Origin of the sequence: Lysobacter sp. M2-1 (genome assembly GCF_022662495.1) — a bacterium.
Classification (GTDB): Bacteria; Pseudomonadota; Gammaproteobacteria; order Xanthomonadales; family Xanthomonadaceae; genus JAKPBU01.
Genome location: NZ_JAKPBU010000001.1, coordinates 1,480,594 through 1,499,224, shown reverse-complemented (window position 1 = coordinate 1,499,224; position 18,631 = coordinate 1,480,594). Strand labels below are relative to the sequence as shown.

The 18,631-nt window shown below is 68.9% G+C and carries 19 protein-coding genes; 15 read left to right on the top strand and 4 right to left on the bottom strand.

Going from position 1 to position 18,631, the window contains the following annotated elements; all coding sequences use genetic code 11:
• Nucleotides 1-173: 173 nt before the first annotated feature.
• Entirely contained in the window at nucleotides 174-2,339 is a 2,166-nt protein-coding gene (locus MC375_RS06575) for an adenosylcobalamin-dependent ribonucleoside-diphosphate reductase (protein ID WP_242102492.1), read from the bottom strand.
• A 645-nt stretch (nucleotides 2,340-2,984) separates the two neighbouring features.
• On the opposite strand from MC375_RS06575, the gene MC375_RS06570 reads away from it, so the two are divergent.
• The 6 genes from MC375_RS06570 to MC375_RS06545 all read left to right on the top strand — a co-directional run bounded on the left by MC375_RS06570 (nucleotide 2,985) and on the right by MC375_RS06545 (nucleotide 8,046).
• On the top strand, nucleotides 2,985-4,424 hold the full coding sequence (locus tag MC375_RS06570; RefSeq protein ID WP_242102491.1) for a trypsin-like peptidase domain-containing protein: 1,440 nt from the start codon (nucleotides 2,985-2,987) through the stop codon (nucleotides 4,422-4,424).
• Between the two features lie 252 nt (nucleotides 4,425-4,676).
• A complete protein-coding gene (locus tag MC375_RS06565) occupies nucleotides 4,677-5,039 on the top strand; it encodes a hypothetical protein (protein ID WP_242102490.1) in 363 nt (120 codons plus the stop codon).
• 12 nt (nucleotides 5,040-5,051) lie between these two features.
• Nucleotides 5,052-5,606 (top strand): phage holin family protein, encoded by a 555-nt coding sequence (locus MC375_RS06560; protein ID WP_242102489.1) that lies wholly within the window; start codon nucleotides 5,052-5,054, stop codon nucleotides 5,604-5,606.
• A 23-nt stretch (nucleotides 5,607-5,629) separates the two neighbouring features.
• Nucleotides 5,630-6,088, top strand: coding sequence for a protein sip-5 (locus MC375_RS06555; RefSeq protein ID WP_242102488.1), 459 nt, complete (start codon nucleotides 5,630-5,632; stop codon nucleotides 6,086-6,088).
• A complete protein-coding gene (locus tag MC375_RS06550; RefSeq protein WP_242102487.1) occupies nucleotides 6,085-7,212 on the top strand; it encodes an AI-2E family transporter in 1,128 nt (375 codons plus the stop codon). Before MC375_RS06555 ends, MC375_RS06550 begins: the two co-directional genes overlap by 4 nt.
• Before the next feature lie 90 nt (nucleotides 7,213-7,302).
• Entirely contained in the window at nucleotides 7,303-8,046 is a 744-nt protein-coding gene (locus tag MC375_RS06545; RefSeq protein ID WP_242102486.1) for an HAD-IA family hydrolase, read from the top strand.
• 13 nt (nucleotides 8,047-8,059) lie between these two features.
• Here MC375_RS06545 and MC375_RS06540 read toward each other — a convergent pair whose 3' ends face one another.
• Nucleotides 8,060-9,307: a hypothetical protein gene (locus tag MC375_RS06540; RefSeq protein ID WP_242102485.1), complete on the bottom strand. Its 1,248-nt coding sequence runs from the start codon at nucleotides 9,305-9,307 to the stop codon at nucleotides 8,060-8,062.
• A gap of 185 nt (nucleotides 9,308-9,492) precedes the next feature.
• Here MC375_RS06540 and MC375_RS06535 point away from each other — a divergent pair, with 185 nt between their 5' ends.
• Nucleotides 9,493-10,863, top strand: a complete 1,371-nt coding sequence (locus MC375_RS06535; protein ID WP_242102484.1) for a leucyl aminopeptidase family protein — start codon at nucleotides 9,493-9,495, stop codon at nucleotides 10,861-10,863.
• Nucleotides 10,864-10,911: 48 nt separating this feature from the next.
• Here the strand turns inward: MC375_RS06535 and MC375_RS06530 are convergent, their stop codons facing one another.
• Both MC375_RS06530 and crcB read right to left on the bottom strand, forming a co-directional pair.
• Nucleotides 10,912-11,256 carry a DUF190 domain-containing protein gene (locus MC375_RS06530; RefSeq protein ID WP_242102483.1) on the bottom strand — a complete coding sequence of 115 codons (345 nt, stop codon included), beginning with the start codon at nucleotides 11,254-11,256 and terminating at the stop codon, nucleotides 10,912-10,914.
• Nucleotides 11,253-11,645: a fluoride efflux transporter CrcB gene (crcB, locus tag MC375_RS06525; RefSeq protein WP_242102967.1), complete on the bottom strand. Its 393-nt coding sequence runs from the start codon at nucleotides 11,643-11,645 to the stop codon at nucleotides 11,253-11,255. The genes MC375_RS06530 and crcB overlap by 4 nt, the downstream gene beginning before the upstream one ends.
• 280 nt (nucleotides 11,646-11,925) lie before the next feature.
• Between crcB and MC375_RS06520 the strand changes: the two genes are divergently transcribed.
• From MC375_RS06520 to MC375_RS06485, 8 genes are all read left to right on the top strand, one after another.
• Nucleotides 11,926-12,501 (top strand): hypothetical protein, encoded by a 576-nt coding sequence (locus MC375_RS06520; protein WP_242102482.1) that lies wholly within the window; start codon nucleotides 11,926-11,928, stop codon nucleotides 12,499-12,501.
• Nucleotides 12,498-12,794 (top strand): transcriptional regulator, encoded by a 297-nt coding sequence (locus MC375_RS06515; RefSeq protein ID WP_242102481.1) that lies wholly within the window; start codon nucleotides 12,498-12,500, stop codon nucleotides 12,792-12,794. Before MC375_RS06520 ends, MC375_RS06515 begins: the two co-directional genes overlap by 4 nt.
• Nucleotides 12,795-12,967: 173 nt before the next feature.
• Entirely contained in the window at nucleotides 12,968-14,224 is a 1,257-nt protein-coding gene (locus MC375_RS06510; protein ID WP_242102480.1) for an efflux RND transporter periplasmic adaptor subunit, read from the top strand.
• A 73-nt stretch (nucleotides 14,225-14,297) separates the two neighbouring features.
• The gene (locus tag MC375_RS06505; RefSeq protein ID WP_242102479.1) at nucleotides 14,298-14,999 is read left to right on the top strand and encodes an ABC transporter ATP-binding protein; all 702 of its coding nucleotides are present in this window, start codon (nucleotides 14,298-14,300) and stop codon (nucleotides 14,997-14,999) included.
• A gap of 101 nt (nucleotides 15,000-15,100) precedes the next feature.
• Complete coding sequence (locus MC375_RS06500; RefSeq protein ID WP_242102478.1) at nucleotides 15,101-16,267, top strand: ABC transporter permease; 1,167 nt, start codon at nucleotides 15,101-15,103, stop codon at nucleotides 16,265-16,267.
• Nucleotides 16,268-16,376: 109 nt separating this feature from the next.
• Nucleotides 16,377-17,702 carry an ABC transporter permease gene (locus MC375_RS06495; protein WP_242102477.1) on the top strand — a complete coding sequence of 442 codons (1,326 nt, stop codon included), beginning with the start codon at nucleotides 16,377-16,379 and terminating at the stop codon, nucleotides 17,700-17,702.
• Complete coding sequence (locus tag MC375_RS06490) at nucleotides 17,699-17,998, top strand: hypothetical protein (RefSeq protein ID WP_242102476.1); 300 nt, start codon at nucleotides 17,699-17,701, stop codon at nucleotides 17,996-17,998. The genes MC375_RS06495 and MC375_RS06490 overlap by 4 nt, the downstream gene beginning before the upstream one ends.
• 171 nt (nucleotides 17,999-18,169) lie before the next feature.
• Nucleotides 18,170-18,625 (top strand): (2Fe-2S)-binding protein, encoded by a 456-nt coding sequence (locus MC375_RS06485; RefSeq protein ID WP_242102475.1) that lies wholly within the window; start codon nucleotides 18,170-18,172, stop codon nucleotides 18,623-18,625.
• The last annotated feature ends 6 nt before the right edge of the window (nucleotides 18,626-18,631 follow it).

Here is an 18,631-nt window from a genome sequence, read left to right as displayed (position 1 = left end):
CAATCGGGTGGAAGTTCTGTTTGCGTTGCAGGTTGCGATGTTTCACGGGTACTGCGAGCAGGTTGACTGCTGGCGCGATCCTATACCCGACTTGCATGCTTTGCAGCGTGTAGGCCGCGTGCTTGCGCCGCGCACCCACCCGACCCTCCCCGCAATCGGGGGAGGGAGCGTGTTCAGAACTTGCCGTAATAGCCTTCCTTCAACGCGTCGAACAGGTTCGCCGCGGTGTGCATTTCGCCGTCGTATTCGATCTGCTCGTTGCCCTTGACCTCGACGGTGGAGCCGTCCTCCAGCTCGAAACGGTAGAGGGTGTTTTCCAGGTCCGCTTCCTTGACCAGCACGCCCTGGAAGGCGGCCGGGTTGAAGCGGAAGGTGGTGCAACCCTTCAGGCCCTGCTGGTGGGCGTAGCGGTAGATGTCCTTGAAGTCCTCGTACGGGTAATCCGTGGGGACGTTGGCGGTCTTGGAGATGGAGCTGTCCACCCACTTCTGCGCCGCGGCCTGCACGTCGACGTGCTCCTTGGGGGTGATGTCGTCGGCCGAGATGAAGTAGTCCGGCAGCTTGGCGGCCGGGTCCTCGGCGAACGGCACGGCCTTGGGATTGACCAGGTGGCGGTAGGCCAGCAGCTCGAAGGAGAACACGTCGACCTTCTCCTTGGTCTTCTTGCCCTCGCGGATCACGTTGCGGCTGTAGTGGTGGGCGAAGCTGGGCTCGATGCCGTTGCTGGCGTTGTTGGCCAGGCTCAGCGAGATGGTGCCGGTGGGCGCGATCGAGCTGTGGTGGGTGAAGCGCGCGCCGGTTTCGGCCAGCTGCTCGACCAGCTCGGGCGCCACTTCGGCGACCTTCTGCATGTAGCGGCTGTACTTGGCGTGCAGCACCTTGCCGGGGATTTCCTGGCCGAGCTTCCAGCCGTCGGCCGCCATTTCCGGGCGCTTGCGCAGCATCTCGGCGGTGACGGTGAAGCGCTCCTCCATGATCGGCGCCGGGCCCTTTTCCTCGGCCAGGCTGAGCGCGACTTCCCAGCCGGCCACCGCCATGTCGCGGGCGATGCGCTCGGTGAACTCGCAGCTCTCCTTGCTGCCGTACTTCATCTTGAGCATGGTCACGGTGCTGCCCAGGCCCAGGAAGCCCATGCCGTGGCGGCGCTTGCGCAGGATCTCGTCGCGCTGCTGCTGCAGGGGCAGGCCGTTGACCTCGACCACGTTGTCGAGCATGCGGGTGAACACGCGCACGACTTCCTTGTATTCCTCCCAGTCGAAGCTGGCCTGGTCGGTGAAGGCGTTGCGCACGAACTTGGTCAGGTTGACCGAACCCAGCAGGCAGGCGCCGTAGGGCGGCAGCGGCTGTTCGCCGCAGGGGTTGGTGGCGCGGATGTTCTCGCACCACCAGTTGTTGTTCATCTCGTTGACCTTGTCGATCAGGATGAAGCCCGGCTCGGCGTAGTCGTAGGTGGACACCATGATCATGTCCCACAGGTGCCGGGCCTTGAGGTGGCCGTAGACCTTGCAGGCGACCATGCCGTCGTCGCGGACCACGTAGTTGGTGTGGGTGGGCCAGTCGCGCCAGACCACCTGGTCGGCGTTGGCCAGGTCGACGTCGCCGATTTCCTTCTCGTTGATCGGGAACACCAGCGGCCAGTCGGCATCGTCGGCCACCGCCTGCATGAAGCCGTCGGTGATCAGCAAGCTGAGGTTGAACTGGCGCAGGCGGCCGTCCTCGCGCTTGGCGCGGATGAAGTCGCGCACGTCCGGATGGCTGACGTCGAAGGTGCCCATCTGCGCGCCGCGGCGGCCGCCGGCCGAGGACACGGTGAAGCACATCTTGTCGTAGATATCCATGAAGGACATCGGGCCGGAGGTGTACGCGCCGGCGCCGGCCACGAACGCGCCGCGCGGGCGCAGGGTGCTGAACTCGTAGCCGATGCCGCAGCCGGCTTTCAGGGTGAGGCCGGCCTCGTGGACCTTGTCGAGGATGCCGTCCATCGAATCGGTGATGGTGCCCGACACGGTGCAGTTGATGGTGCTGGTGGCGGGCTTGTGCTCGAGCGCACCGGCGTTGGAGGTGATGCGGCCGGCGGGGATCGCCCCGCGGCGCAGCGCCCAGGTGAAGCGCTCGTTCCAGTAGGCGCGCAGCTCGGGCGTGGGCTCGGCATCGGCCAGAGCCCGCGCCACGCGCTGGTAGGTGGCGTCGATGTCGGTGTCGATCGGCACGCCGGCCTTGGTCTTGAGGCGGTATTTCTTGTCCCAGATGTCGGTCGAGGCGGGCTGCATCGGGATTTCCTGCTGCGCAGGGGCTCCGCCCGCCGGGTTTTTCACCGCCTCCAGACGTACTGTGCTCATTCCTGGTGTTCTCCGTGTTGCGTGCCGCGGGGCGGCGGCCTTCTTGTGGTTGTAGGTGTAGCGCCTTGCCTGTGCCCGTGCGGGCAAAAAACCGTTAGCGGCGCCGGGGCGCGAACCGCGCCGACGGCGATGCCGCGACCGGCTGTGCCCTCGTGGGGCCACGCCCTGCCGCCTGGATGCTGACTGTTCTGCGTTGTGCCTCGACTGCCGTCACGAGCCCTCCCCAAGGCGTCGGTTTTCCGGCTGTTACTCCGGCTGGTGTAGCGACTGCTCCGCGGTATTCCGGCCTGTTTTGAGGATTGGTGCTTTGCACAAACCCCCAATGTCTGGGCCCTGCCCGCCGCGTCGACCCCAAGATGTAGTGGCGGCGCGGGATACCACGCTACGCCCGTCACAGTTGGCATGTCAACAGTATTTCGATGAATGCGCAGATTCCCCGGACATTCCCGGCGCCCGGTTGGCGACCTGCCGCGAAACCGCTTTCAGCACCGATTTCGGGCGCCGGGCGGACACTGCAGTGGATCCCCGGCGGCAGCCCCCGAACGCGCCGGACGCTTGAATCCCCGCGTCGGGACGCGATCTGATAGCGCTCCTGCCCCAATGCCTGCGCGGCTGCGGCCGCCCGAACGATTTTCGAGAACGTCCATGCAACGCCCCAAGCCCCTGACCACCCTGCTCGCCCTGTCCCTTGCCGCCGCGTTCGGCGGCTTTGCCGCCACCGCGCTGCGCGACGGCCTGGAGCAGCCGGCGCGGGCCGAACCCGGCGCCGCCGCGAGCGTGCCCGCGGTGGCCCAGCTGCCGGCATCGCTGCCCGGCCAGCCCCTGCCCTCGCTGGCGCCGATGCTGCAGCGGGTGATGCCGGCCGTGGTCAGCGTGCACACCAAGCAGCGGGTGCGGGTCAGCCCGTTCGGCGACGATCCGTTCTTCCGCCGCATGTTCCCCGAGCTGACCCAGGAGCGGATCAACGAATCGCTGGGCTCGGGCGTGATCATCGACGCGGCGCAGGGCCTGGTGCTGACCAACCACCACGTGATCGAGGGCGCCGACGACGTGTCGGTGACCCTGGCCGACGGGCGCACGCTCAAGGCCGAGTTCGAAGGCTCCGATGCCGATACCGACGTGGCCGTGATGCGGATCCCCACCGATGGCGCGCCGCTCACCGCGATCCCGCTGGCCGATTCGGGCAGCCTGAAGGTGGGCGACTTCGTGGTGGCGATCGGCAATCCGTTCGGGGTGGGCCAGACGGTGACCTCGGGCATCGTCTCGGCGGTGGGCCGCGCCAACCTGCCGGGCGTGGGCTTCCAGAACTTCATCCAGACCGACGCCTCGATCAACCCGGGCAACTCCGGCGGCGCGCTGGTCAACCTGGCCGGCCAGCTGGTCGGCATCAACACCGCCAGCTTCAATCCGCGCGGCTCGATGGCCGGCAACATCGGCCTGGGCTTCGCCATTCCCTCAAACCTGGCGGTGAGCATCAAGAACCAGCTGCTGGCGAACAATGGCGTGGTCCGACGCGGCACCTTCGGCATCGACACCCAGGACGTGGACGAGCGCACCTATCGCGGCCTGGGGCTGGACGAGGCGCGCGGCGTGGTGGTGACGCGGGTCTATCCGGGATCCGCGGGCGCCAAGGCGGGCCTGCAGGTGGGCGATGTGATCCTGGCCGCGAACGGCGAGCGCATCGACAGCAGCGTAGCGCTGCGCAACTTCCAGGGCCTGCAGGCGGCCGATGCGCAGGTGGCCCTGGACGTGCGCCGCGATGGCCGCGCGCTGCAGCTGACCACCGGGCTGAGCCTGGCGCCGCGCGATGGCGCGAGCTTCGACCCGCGCCTGGCCGGCGCGGTCTTTGCCGACCTGCCCGAGGCGCTGCGCCGCCAGGGCATCCGCGGCGTGCTGGTGGAAAGCGTGGCGCGCGGCAGCCGCGCGGCGCAGAACGGATTGCAGGCGGGCGACGTGATCCTGGCCGCGAGCAGCGGCGCGTTCAGCGATCTCGACGGATTCCGCGCGAGCCTGGCGCGTGCGCCCGAGCAGCTGGCGCTGCAGGTGCTGCGTGGCCGCGAACAAGGCCGGTTGCTGCTGCGCTAGGGAGGCCTGTGGGAGCGCGCTTGCGCGCGATTGCTCTTTCGGCGTTCCGAATCGGAATCGGAAGCTGGGTTTCCTGGGGACAGCAATCGCGGCCAAGGCCGCTCCCACAAAAGCCACTCCCACATTAATTGGCGCCGGTTTGGTGGTTCAGAGCTTTGCTGGCGTTACGCTCACGCGGGCTTTTCACCGGCTTGACCATGCTGCACCCACTGCGCCGCGGCGCGTGCCTTCCAACAAAACGAGGACCCGAACATGACACCGACCGCCACCGACAACCTCAAGAGCAACCTGGGTGAAACCGGCGCGCATCTGAAGCAGGCCGCAGGCGCGGCGGGCGATGCGATCAAGGGCGTGGCCGCTGCGGCTGGCGATGAAGCCAAGCTCGGCAAGGCGCAGGTGAAGGCCGAACTGGCCGACGGCGCACTGTCGGGCATCGCCGCGCTCGAGAGCGCGGGCGCTGCGTCGATGGAGCAGGTCGACGTGCTGATGGACAAGGGCCGCGACCTGATCGAGAGCGCCTCGGACCTGATCCGCGAACGCCCGCTGGCCTCGTTCGGCATGGCCTTCGCCGCCGGCTGGATCATCGCCAAGCTGGCGCGCAGCGGCGACAAGTAAGCCCACGCGACGATGGCGGAAGAAGGCGACCAGCCGGGAACGCGGCGGGACGAGGCCCAGCGCGCACCGGGCATCGACGAGGCGTTCGCGCAGCTCAAGGACACCGGACGCGCCACCTGGAGCGCGGGCAACGATGCGTTCAAGGCGTTCCGGATCCTGTTCAGTGCGGACGTGTCGCTGGCGCGCAGCGCCTTCGGCCGCACGCTGGCGCTCACCGGCGTAGCGATCGCGTTCGGCGCCTCGTGCTGGCTGCTGCTGATGGCCGCGCTGGTGACCTGGCTCAGCCGCGGCCTGGGCATGTCGTTCGCCGCGGCGCTGCTGCTGTGCGCGGTGCTCAGCGCCGCGATCACCGGCTGGGCGATCTGGCAGGCGCAGCGCTACTTCGACCACACCCGGATGCAGGCCACGCGCCGGCAGCTGGCGCGGCTGGGCATCGGCGAGCTGGCCGACTTCATGCCCGAGCCGAGTTCGGGCCAGTCCACCAAGAAAGCGGCCGAGCAAGTGGCCGAAAGCACCGACGGCCAACCCGTGAAGAAAGGACTCGGCGTCGACATCACCCCGCCATAGGCATGTCGCCATAACACGCTGCCGTGAGCGATCATCCGTCCAACGCACCATCGCACCTGGAGCAGACCCACGTGGGTTTCGAGCAACTGATCGAGAAAGTGCGACAGGCGGAGGTCGCGCTCGAGGCCAAGGAACGCCAGACCGGCGCCGACTGGCGCCAGGTGAAATCGTCCTGGCGCGCGATGTGGACGCCGGGGCGGATCGTGATCGCGGGCCTGGTGAGCGGCTTCATCGTGGGCCGCGCCGAGCCGTTCAAGAAGGCGGCGGGCGGCGGCACCCTGCAGCTGATCAGCGCGCTGAGCAGCCTGTTCGCCGGCGGCAGCGCGCAGGCCGCGGCGAGCGAGGCCTCGGATGCCAAGCAGGCCGCCGAAACCGTCGAGCGTAAGACCGACGGCATGCCGCCGCCGGCCAACGACGACACCCCGGAACCACCGCCGCCCTACGAGGTTCCGGAGACCTTTCGCGGCAGCGGCCACCTGTGAGCACGCCCGACGCCATGCCCGCTGCGCCGGCACCTGCCGCCGCCGGCGGCACGACCGGTCCCGCGTCACCGGGTGAGCGCGGTGGGGTCGTCCGCGCCAGCACCTCGCTGCGGATCCTGGCCGCGCTGGCGATCATCTTCACCGCATGGGCCGCGCAGGACCTGATCCTGCCGATCCTGCTGGCGCTGTTCTTCTCCCTGGTCGGCAATCCGATCATCCGCGTCCTGGGCAAGCTGTGGATCCCGCGCGCACTGGCGGCCGTGCTGCTGGTGGCCGCCGGGATCGCCGGCGTGGTCGCGCTCGGGCGCGAACTGGTGGAACCGGCGAGCGCATGGGTGGAGCAGGTACCGCGCGAGCTGCGCCAGTTGGGGCCGCAGCTCAAGCGCATGACCAAGCCGATGGCCGACGCCAACAAGGCCGCGGAAAATATCGCCCGCGCGGCCGACGGCAGCGCCCGCAACGTGCAGGTGGTGCGCACCGAACTCAACGATCCCTACGGCGCACTCACCACCACGCCCAAGCTGCTGGCCTCGGTGCTGGCGGTGGTGCTGCTGACTTTGTTCTTCATGATCTTCGGCGAACGCCTGCAGCATGCGGCGATCGCGAACCTGCCCAACCGCCAGCAGAAGCGGCTGACGGTGGACATCCTGCAGTCGATCGAGCAGGAGATCTCGCGCTACGTGCTGACCATCAGCCTGATCAACGTGGCGGTAGGACTGGTGCTGGCGGCCGCGCTGCACTGGTTCTGCGACCTGTCGATGCCCGAAGCGCTGCTGTGGGGCACGGTCGCGGCGGTGCTGAACTTCGCGCCCTACGTGGGCCCGCTGATCGGCGTGCTGCTGATGCTGCTGATGGGCTTCGTGGAGTTCGACTATCCGCTGCCGTCGATGTTGCCGGCCGCGATCTACCTGGGCCTGCATACGATCGAGGGCCAGATCCTGACCCCGCTGGTGCTCGGCAAGCGCATGGCGATCTCGCCGCTGGTGCTGATGCTGGCGCTGATGGTGTTCGGCTGGGCCTGGGGCATCATCGGCCTGCTGCTGGCGGTGCCGCTGATCGTGTGCGTCAAGATCGTGCTGACCAAGATCGATGGGCTGGAAGGCTGGGCGAAGGTGCTGGAGTAGCGCGAGACCTGCTCCGCTGCTGCGGGAGCACCGGAAGACGCGGACGACGTAGCCCACAAAGCGGAGCAAGCTCTGCTCTACAATGCGCGCGTGAGTTTCACCGTCCGCGCCATCACCCTGGATCTCGACGACACGCTCTGGCCCTTCGCGCCGATCGGCGCGAGGATCGAACAGAGCCTGCACGACTGGTTCCTGGAACACAGTCCGGCGACGGCCGAGCGCTTTCCGCTGTTGAACGGCACGTCCCCCGGCATGCACGCCCTGCGCAGCCAGGTGCACGCCGACAATCCGCACCTGGTGCACGACCTGTCCGCGCTGCGGCGCCTGACCATCGAGCGCGCGCTGCGCGAGACCGGCGGCGATCCGGGCCTGGCCCACGCCGCACATGCGCTGTTCCACCGCGAGCGCAACCGGGTGGACTTCTACCCCGATGCGCTTGACGGCCTGCAGCGCATCGCCGCACGCGTGCCGGTGCTCGCCTTGTCCAACGGCAATGCCGACCTGGCGGCGATCGGCATCGACCATCTGTTCGCCGATCAGCTCAGCGCACTGATGCACGGCACGCCCAAGCCCGAAGCCGGGATCTTCCTGGCCGCGTGCGCCCGGCTGCAATGCGCGCCGGACGAGGTGCTGCACGTGGGCGACGACATCGCGCTGGACATGCTCGGCGCGTCGCGCGCAGGACTGCGCAGCTGCTGGATCCACCGCGGCGACAAGCCCGGCGACGCGATGCCGTGGCCGGCGCACGAACCCGCGCCCGACCTGCAGTTCGATTCGCTGACCGCGCTCGCCGACTGGCTGGATGCCGCGGCGGTGAGATCGGCTGCCGCCTAGGCGGCGGCGCGGATCACCTGGGCCGCGCGGCTTCCTTGCCGGCCGCGCCCTGCCCGGCATCGACGGCAGCCAGTTCGCGCTGCCAGTAGGCCTGCAGCTGGCGCGCCTCCTTCGGCTCGAGTTCGGCCTGCAGCGCGGGCAGCAGCGCATCGGCCGCTGCGGCATCGCCCTGCCGGTACAGTTCGCGCGCCAGTTCCACGCGTGCGCGCTGGTCGGTGCGCAGATTGCCGAACGGATCGAAATACGAATCCACGCGGCTGCGGTCGAGCACGCCGTTCCAGGTCGGCATCGCACGCGCGGCCGGGTCGGCGGCGATGGCGCGGTAGCGTACGACGGCGGCGGCCGCATCGATGCGCCCGGTCAGCCGCGCATGCCGGGTGCGCAGCAAGCGGGTTTCCGGATCCTCGCGCTCGCGTTCCAGCGCATCGAGCACGCGCGCCACCCAGGGCCAGTCGACGTTGCCGGTGCCCGCCTGGGCACCGAGCAGGTTGAAGCTGGCGATGGCGACGCGGTGCGCGCGGTTGCTGACGCGCTCTGCCTCCTGCAACGTCGGCGCCGGCAGCGAGGACGGCTGCACCAGCGCGATGCGCGGATCGTCGGCGAGGATCGACTCGATGTCGTGCTTGTGGAACTCGCCCACCACCACCAGCACGGTGCCGCCGGGCCAGCGCCGCGCCGCGGCCCGGATCCGCTGCGCCTGCATGAACGTGCGGTACAGATACATGCGCCGGGCCAGGTCGCGCGAGGCAGGCTGCGTGGGGGTGCGGATCCATTCGTGCACCTTGGCCAGCGACTCGACATCGTCGGCCTGGAAGAATCCGCGGCGCAGCGCCTCGACTTCGGGGAACGAAAGGAAGCCCTGGAACCCGGAGGGTCGCCGCACCTCGGGTGGCTCGGACAGGGCCAGGCCCCATCCGAGCATCTGGTCTTCGCGCGGGGGCTCCCAATCGAACGGGCAGATCTCCAACCCGTGCTCGCGCGCATAGGGCAGCACCACGTCCTGGATCTCGTAGGTGAATTCGTAGTGGTCGTTGCGCGCGTATGCCTCCGGCTCGCGCTCCACGCACACCGCGTCCGGCGCCAGCTGCCGGATGAAGGCGAGCAGCATGCCCGGCTGGTCCGCCTCGGACACGAGCTGCGCGGCGTGGTTCACGCCCAGCACCACCACGCGCGTGGGCGCCGGGGCCTGCGGGCCTTCAGCGCGCGCAGCGACGCACACACACAGCAGCAGCACGGTCGACAGCAAGCAGCGCCAACGCATCACGCATCACCTCGGTAAAAAATCCGCCCGGATTCCATCATGGGCACGCCTGCCGCAGGCAGTGGCGACAGTCATGCGACCGCGTGAGCGCCTCGCGCATCCACACGCGCGCGCCAAACCGGCACCGCGGCGCCCGGCTAGAATGGCTCCGTGGCCGACCAACGGCCCTTCCGCAGCGCATCGACATGAATCCAGCCGACGCATTCGCCGCCAGCTCCGCCGACGCCCGTCCGCTGCACTGCGTGCAGCAGGCCGGACTGGACGAATGGCGCCAGGCGCAGCTGCCGGAAATCGGACAGTGGCTGGACGCGCAGACCTTCAGCGCGGGCACGGGCAGCCTGGTGCTGCTGCCGGGTGGCAACGGCATCGGCGGCGCGGTGCTCGGCGTTGCGGACCCGCACGATCCATTCGCCTACGCGCACGCGCCCTATGCGCTGCCGCCGGGCGACTGGCGCCTGCAGGGCGAACTGGACGATGACGCGCGCCGTGCGCTGCAGCTCGGCTGGGGCCTGGGCGCGTACCGGTTCACCCGCTACAAGGCGGCCACGCGCGCACCCGCGCGGCTGGTGCTGGACGATGCGGATGCCGAAACCGCCGACCTGATCGCGGCCTGCACGCGGGTGCGCGACCTGGTCAACACCCCGACCGAGCACATGGGCCCGCAGGAGCTCGAGCAGGTGGTGCGCGAGATCGCGCTGGCCCACGGCGCTGAAGTCGAGGTGGTGGAAGGCGATGCGCTGCTGGAGGCCAATTTCCCGGCGATCCATGCGGTGGGACGGGCCTCGCACCGCGCACCGCGCCTGATCGAACTGCGCTGGGGCGATGCCAGCCATCCGCATCTGGCCCTGGTCGGCAAAGGCGTGTGCTTCGACACCGGCGGTTTGGACATCAAGGCCGCCGCCGGCATGCGCAACATGAAGAAGGACATGGGCGGCGCGGCGCATGCAATCGCGCTGGCCGAGCTGGTCATGGCGCGCAGGCTGCCGCTGCGGCTGACCCTGCTGGTGCCGGCGGTGGAGAACGCGATCGGACCCAACGCCTTCCGCCCCGGTGAGGTGGTCGCCACGCGCAAGGGCGTGAGCGTGGAAATCGACAACACCGATGCCGAAGGCCGGATGGTGCTGTGCGATGCGCTGGCCTACGCCGGCGAGCAATCGCCCGCACTGCTGCTGGACTTCGCCACCCTCACCGGCGCGGCGCGCATCGCACTGGGCCCCGAGTTGCCGGCGCTGTACAGCAACGACGATGCGCTGGCGCACGACTGGCTGGCGGCCGGCACGCAGACCCGCGATCCGCTGTGGCGGATGCCGCTATGGCAGCCGTACGTGCGTTATCTGACCAGCCACGTGGCCGACATCGCCAACGCCAGCAGTTCGACCATGGCCGGCAGCATCACCGCCGCGATCTACCTGCAGCGCTTCGTGCCCAAGGGCCAGGCCTGGGCGCATCTGGACGTGTACAGCTGGAACGACAGCGAGCGTGCGGGCCGCCCGGTGGGCGGCGAGGCGCAGGCGCTGCGCGCCGCGTTCGCAATGCTGAAAGCGCGCTACGCCTAAGCGGCACGACCAGGCCGGCGCCGGCGGCCGGATCGCAGGCGTCGCAGGCTAGTCGTCATCTCGTGGCGGCGCCTCGCGCGCACCGGTCACGCCATATTCGACCGGCAGGCAGGCGTAGAACAGATCCAGGCCTTCGGCTTCGAGTGCCGCGATAAACGCGTCCGCCTGTTGCGCCGACACGATGAACTCGACCAGCACCGGTTCCTGCCCCGCAAGCTCGAAAAAATGCTGTTCGTGGCGCAGGCCATGCCGGCCGTAACCGGCCATCGCGCGGTAGGCCGAGCCGCCCGGGATGCCGAGCTTGCGCGCGTGGTCGAGCAGCCAGGCGTAGACCGGCTCGCCGTGATGCTTGCGGTACTCGTAGGTGTACAGCCGCAGATGCACGCCCTTCATGCGCCACCTCCCGAATATCGCAGCAACATGCGCACGGCGAGGATGCCGGCCAGCGTGGCCAGCAGCGAACCGACCACGTGCGCAGCGACGGCGACGGAAGCCCAGCCGTACTGACCGCGCAGGAGCAGGGTCGTGGTTTCCGCCGAGAACGTCGAGAACGTGGTCAGGCCGCCGAGAAAGCCCGTCGTCACCGCCAGCCGCAGCGCCGGCGGCAGGGTCTCGAACTGCACGAACAGGCCAAGCACCAGGCCCATCAGGAAACCGCCGACCAGGTTCGCGGCCAGGGTGCCCAGCGGGACGTTCGGAAACAGCGGATTCAACGCGCTGCCCAGACCCCATCGCAACAGCGCCCCGAGGCCCGCCCCGACGAATACGCTCAACGCTGCCATCGCATCCACGCGGGTCTCCTCTACGGCTTCGGCGCATACCGCTGCCGCAACACTTCTTCGCCCAGCCGGCGTTGCGCCAGCACGCACCCGGCGCCGGGGGCAGGCATCCGCCATGGTGGCGGTTCGCGCTTGCCGGAGCAGGCCATCGCCTGCCGCCGGAATCATACGCAATCGACAGCGGCGCACGGCGCGGCTATCCGCGTGCATATGCGCCATTGATACCCTTGACAACTCTAGTTTATAGAGTACTCTGCGATATCTCCACGAACGGAGCACACACATGCCCAGTCACGAGCAGCTGCAGCAGGATCTCGACTACATCGCCGGCGCCGTGCGCCGCCGCGACCGGCCGATGGGCGTGCCGGCGATCTATTTCCTGTGGGCCGCGATCATTGCGGTGGGATTCGCCCTGCCCGACTTCGCGCCACGGGCCACCAACCTATTCTGGCTCGCGGCCGGCGTCGGCGGCGGACTGCTGAGCTGGTGGCTGGGCGCGCGCGCGGAACAGCGCAGCGGCATCAACGACCGCGAGCTGGGCCTGCGCTACGGCCTGCACTGGGGCATCGGCGGCATCGCCTTCCTGCTCACCGCGTTGCCGATGTTCATGGGCCGGGTGAGCCCGCAGCAGGGCGGTGCCGGTTTCCTGTTCACCACAGGCCTGCTGTATGCGCTGGCGGGCGTGCACCTGGAACGCCCGTTGCTGTGGAGCGGCGTGCTCATGCTCGCCGCCTACGGCGTCATGACCGTGTTCGTGCCGCCTTATGCCTGGACCATCACGGGTGTCGTCATCGCGCTGTCGCTGGTGTGGGCGGGCCTGGCGGCGCAGCGCGCGCTCGCGCAGGACGCGGGTGCATGAAAGCCCTGGAGGGGCTCGATACAGTGCTGGAACACCGCGCCCGGCTGGCGATCGCGGTGCTGCTGGCGCGGCACGGCGAGATCAGCTTCGCCAGCTTCAAGCAGCAGCTCGACATGAGCGACGGCAACCTGGGCGCGCAGCTGCGCAAGCTCGAGGATGCCGGCTACATATCGCTGCGGCGTGATTTCGTCGAGCGCAAACCGGTGACCTGGTACGCGCTGACGAAACCGGGGCGCAAGGCGCTCGACCGCCACCTGCGTGCGCTGCGCGATGTGATCGCCGCCGCCGGATGAGTGCGAACCTGTGAGAAACCGTGCCCTGACGCGAACCACGGACAGCCTGGGGATGGCCGCAGCGCACGAGCGCGCGGGCAATGCCGGGTCGAAAGTGGCCCTTCCCCACCGTCGGGTGGGTAGTCAAACTACGCCCCGCCCCGCGACCGGAGGCTGCAAGGAGCGCTGTGCCGATGAGTTCGAACGCCGACCTGCTCAATTCGCTCAGGATCGACCGCAGCGCCCCGCCACCGCCCGCATCGCGCAAGGGCCTGTGGATCGCGCTGGCGGTGGTCGCAACGCTCGTGCTCATCGCCACGGCGGCGTGGCTGTTCTTCACCCGCGACCAGGGCGTCGTGGTGGAAACCGCGACGGTCACCGCCACGGGTGGCAATGGCGGCGCGGCGGCGTCGGTACTGGATGCCAGCGGCTATGTGGTGGCGCGGCGCATGGCCACGGTCTCGGCCAAGATCACCGGCAAGGTGCGTGAAGTGCTGATCGAGGAAGGCCAGCGCGTCGAGGAAGGCCAGGTCATGGCCACGCTCGACCCGATCGATGCCGATGCCCAGCGCGAACTCAGCGCCTCGCAGCTGCAGGCGGCGCGCAGCCAGGCGACCGGCGTGCAGGCACGCCTGCGCGAGGCCGAGGCGAATGCCGCGCGGCTGTCGCGCCTGGTCGGCCAGCAGCTGGTGTCGAAGGCGCAGTACGACCAGGCGGTGGCGGAGCGCGATGCCCTGCGTGCCGAACTGGTCACCGCGCAGCGCAACGCGAAGGTGGCGGCGGACTCGCTGCACATCTCCGACCTCGGCGTGGACAACACCATCGTGCGTGCGCCGTTCGCAGGCGTGGTGACGGCCAAGGCCGCGCAGCCGGGCGAGATCGTTTCGCCGCTGTCCGCAGGCGGCGGTTTCACCCGCACCGGCATCGGCACCGTGGTCGACATGGATTCGCTGGAGATCGAGGTGGAAGTCGGCGAGGCCTTCATCGGCCGGGTCAAGCCGAAGATGCCGGTGGAAGCCACGCTCAATGCGTATCCGGACTGGAAGATCCCGGCCGAGGTGATCGCGATCATTCCCGCCGCCGACCGCGGCAAGGCCACGGTCAAGGTGCGGGTGGCGCTGAAACAGAAGGACCCGCGGATCGTGCCGGACATGGGCGTCAACGTCAGCTTCCTCGAGGCCGCGCGCCCGGCCGACGCACCCGCGCGCCGTGGCGTGCGCGTGCCGTCGGACGCGATCGTGCAGCGCGATGGTGGCGACGTGGCCTTCGCGGTCACCGGCGAGGACGCGGATCGCGCCGAACTGCGCACGCTCAAGCTGGGCCGCGCGCTGGGCGGGGACCGCGAGGTGCTGTCCGGCCTGAGCGCCGGCGAGACCGTGGTGCTGGATCCGCCGGCAGAGCTGCAGGACGGCGGGAAGGTACGCAAGGCGGAGGCGGAAGCGTCGAAATGACGCCTCCCCATCCGTCGGCACCCTTGTACGGCAATGCAAACAGCAACGCAGGACTACCTAACGGAGTGACGCAATGGCAACCCTGGTATCGACCCGCAACCTGAGCAAGACCTATCAGCGCGGCCCGGAAAGGATCGAGGTGCTGCACGGCGTGGACCTGGAGATCGACCGCGGCGATTTCATCGCGCTGATGGGACCTTCGGGCTCCGGCAAGAGCACCCTGCTCAATCTGATCGGCGGGCTGGACGCGCCGACCGCGGGCGAGATCACCGTGGACGGGGCACGCATCGACCAGATGCGCGGCGGCCAGCTGGCGCAGTGGCGCAGCGACCATGTCGGCTTCGTGTTCCAGTTCTACAACCTGATGCCGATGCTGAGCGCGCAGAAGAACGTGGAGCTGCCGCTGCTGCTCACGCCGCTGGGCGCATCGCAGCGCAAGCAGAACGCGGAAACCGCGCTCAAGCTGGTCGGCCTGGGCGACCGTATCAAACACAAGCCGAACGAACTGTCCGGCGGCCAGCAGCAGCGCGTGGCGATCGCGCGCGCGATCGTGTCCGACCCGACCCTGCTGATCTGCGACGAGCCCACCGGCGACCTGGATCGCCAGTCGGCCGAGGAGATCCTGGGCCTGCTGCAGACCCTCAACCGCGAGCACGGCAAGACGATCGTGATGGTGACCCACGATCCGAAGGCCGCCGAGTACGCGACCCACACGCTGCACCTGGACAAGGGTGTGCTGGTGGAACAGGTCGAGCACGCAGTGGAAAGGAACTAGTGATGAGGAACCAGAAACTAGAGGGGAAGCTGCCGCATCCGTCCTCGCTAGTTCCTAGTTTCTAGCCCCTAGTTCCTGTTTTCCGACAACGGGATACCGACATGAAATACCTGCATCTGATCTGGGCCGAGCTGTTCCGGCGCAAGACCCGTACCGTGCTCACCCTGCTGTCGATCCTGGCGGCGTTCCTGCTGTTCGGCCTGCTCAATGGCGTACGCGAGAGCTTTGCCGAGGCCGGGCGCAGCGCGCAGGGCGCCGAGCGCCTGCAGGTCGGCTCGCGCCTGTCCTTCATCCAGGCGCTGCCGATGGCCCTCAACAGCCGGATCGCGCAGGTGGACGGCGTCAAGACCGTCACCTACGCCAACTGGTTCGGCGGCGCCTACCAGGATCCGCGCAACCAGATCTTCAGCTTCGCCGTGGCACCGAACTATCTCGACGTGTATCCGGAGATCGCGGTCGATCCCAAGCAGCGCGCTGCGTTCAACAGCACCCGCACCGGCGTGCTGGTCGGCGAAGGCCTGATGAAGCGCTTCGGCTGGAAGGTGGGGCAGAAGATCCCGCTGCAGTCGACCATCTTCCCCAACCGCGACGGCAGCAAGAACTGGGACTTCGACATCGTCGGCACTCTGAGCGCCACCGACAAGAAGAGCGGCGGCTGGTACGACCAGATGCTGCTGCTGCAATGGAAGTACTTCGACGAGTCCACGCCCTACAACCAGGGCCAGGCCGGCTGGTACGTGGTCCGCGTCAACGACGCCAGCCAGGCCGACCGCGTGGCCAAGGCGATCGATGCGCTGTCAGCCAATTCGGCCAACGAAACCAAGACCCAGACCGAAGCCGCCGCGACCGCGGCGTGGATGAAGCAGACCGCCGATATCGGCCTGATCGTGGGTTCGATCATGGGCGCGGTGTTCTTCACCCTGCTGCTGCTCACCGGCAACACGATGGCGCAGGCGGTGCGCGAGCGCATCCCGGAACTGGCCGTGCTCAAGACGATCGGCTTCCGCGACGGCAGCGTGCTGGGACTGGTGCTGGCCGAATCGGTGCTGCTGGTGCTGATCGGTGGGGTGCTGGGACTCGCACTCGCGGCCGTGCTCGGGCCGATCGTGGGTGCGGGTTCGGGCGGCATGATCAACCTGCCGCCGATCGGGCTGAGCAGCTGGCTGCTCGGCCTGGCCCTGATGGTCGCGATCGGCCTGCTGGTGGGGGCGCTGCCCGCGCTGCGGGCGATGCGCCTGAACATCGTCGACGCACTGGCCGGACGCTGAAGATGGACAGCGACCGTTTGCGCGGCATCGCCGCACGGTCATGGCGAACACCCGGCGTGCCGGGCCGGGCCGGCCGGATGGATAACGCGGACTCAATGAGGACATTGCAATGAATCGCGTGAAAAACTTTTTCGGCGGCTTCGGACTGTTCCTGGCGGTGCTCGCCGGCATCGTCGCCTGGCTGGTACTGCCGTGGTTCGTGCTGCTGGGCATCGCGGCGCTGTTTGCGGTGTGGATGCTGGTCACCCGGCGCGGCCGCCAGGCGGCCTCGGTGACCGGCGTGGGCATCAGCACGCTGCGCCAGCGGCTGGGCGCCTCGTCGGTGATCGTGCTCGGCATCGCCGGCGTGGTCGGCGTGCTGGTGGCGATGCTGGCGATGGCCGAGGGCTACCGCCAGACCCTGCGGGCCAGCGGCAGCGAGGACACCGCGATCGTGATGCGCGGTGCTTCGGCGGCCGAGGTGATGTCGACGCTGATGAACGATGCGGTGAAGGTCATCGAGCAGGCGCCCGGCATCGCGCGCGATGCCGACGGCCGTGCGATCGCCTCGCCCGAGATCGTGGTGGCGGCCAACCTGCCGCTGAAGGACGGTGGCCCGGACGAGGACGGCAGCGTGCAGCTGCGCGGCGTCGGTCCGCAGGCGTGGGCCGTGCGTCCTGACCTGAAGATCGTGCAGGGCCGCAAGTTCGAATCCGGCCGGCGCGAGGTCGTGGTCGGCACCGGCGCGCAGGGCCAGTTCCGCGGCCTCGAGGTCGGCAAGCAGATCCGTCTGGGCAGCGAACTGTGGACGGTGGCGGGCGTGTTCCATGCCGGCGACGCGATGGATTCGGAGGTGTGGGGCGACGCCGACATCGTCGCGGCCACCTATCGCCGCGGCAGTACCCGCACCTCGGTGACCGTCAAGCTGGCCGACGCCAACGCGTTCAAGACCTTCAAGGCGAACCTCGCCTCCGATCCGCGGGTGGAGGTGGACACCCAGACCACGCTGGACTATTTCAGCAAGCAGTCCGAGCAGATGACCAAGATCATCCGCATCATCGGCATCGTGGTCGGGGCGATCATGGCGATCGGCGCGGTGTTCGGTGCGCTCAACACCATGTTCGCCACGGTCGCCTCGCGCGCGCGCGAGATCGCCACCTTGCGCGCGATCGGCTTCCGCGGCGTGCCCGTGGTCGTTGCGGTGATGCTGGAGACGATGCTGCTGGCCCTGCTCGGCGGGCTGATCGGCGGGCTCATCGCCTGGCTGATCTTCAACGGCTACACCGCCTCGACCATCGCCGGCGGCGTGGGCCAGCTTACGTTCGCGTTCCAGGTTTCGCCCGAGGTGCTGTGGACGGGACTGAAGTGGGCGCTGGCGATCGGTTTCGTCGGCGGCCTGTTCCCGGCGATCCGCGCGGCGCGGATGCCGGTGACCGAGGCCCTGCGCGCGGCGTGAGCGGCGCGCGCAGGCCATCGCTGGCCGAACAGGGCCGACAGCTGGCGGAGCTGCAGGCGCGGATCCTCGAGATCCACGACGACGCCGCCCTGCGCGCGCACGCGCAACCGCAGCGCGCGCAGGCCCACTTCGCCCGGGCCGAAGCCGAAGCGGCGCCCTTGGTGGCACAGGGCGCCAGGCTGCGCGACGAACTGATCGCACGCGCGCGTTTGCGCGCACGCCGGGCATGGGCCGTGGTGTCGTGCGCCAGCGCGCTGATCGCGGCATTGGTCGGCTGGCTGCTGTTGCAGCGCTGAGCTTGCGGTCCGCTGCCCGCAGGCCGGGCCGCCGCGGCTGCGCGGTCGAGCCCTCACAGGTCGAGGGACGGTGCCGGCTGCGTCATCCGGTTTGAACGAAACCCCGGTTACGGTCCGCATCCTGTCGGGAGTAAGCTGCAAGCACCCCCAGCCGCCGCCAGGGAGTTGTGCATGAAACTGATCGTCAACGGCAGTACGCACGAGGTCGACGCCCCGGCCGACATGCCCTTGCTCTGGGTGCTGCGCGACCTGATGGGCATGACCGGCACCAAGTTCGGTTGCGGCATCGCGCAATGCGGCGCCTGTACGGTGCATGTGGACGGGGCGCCATTGCGCAGCTGCGTGACCCCGGTCGAAGCAGTCGCCGGCAAGAAGATCACCACCATCGAGGGCCTGTCGGCCGACGGCAGCCATCCGGTGCAGAAGGCATGGGCCGAACTCGACGTGGTCCAGTGCGGCTACTGCCAGTCCGGGCAGATCATGTCGGCCGTGGCGCTGCTGGCGCAGGTACCGACCCCCAGCGATGCCGACATCGACCATGCGCTGAGCGGAAACATCTGCCGCTGCGGCACCTATCCGCGTATCCGCGCGGCGGTGCATCGCGCGGCCGAACTGTCCAAGGCCTGAGGACCG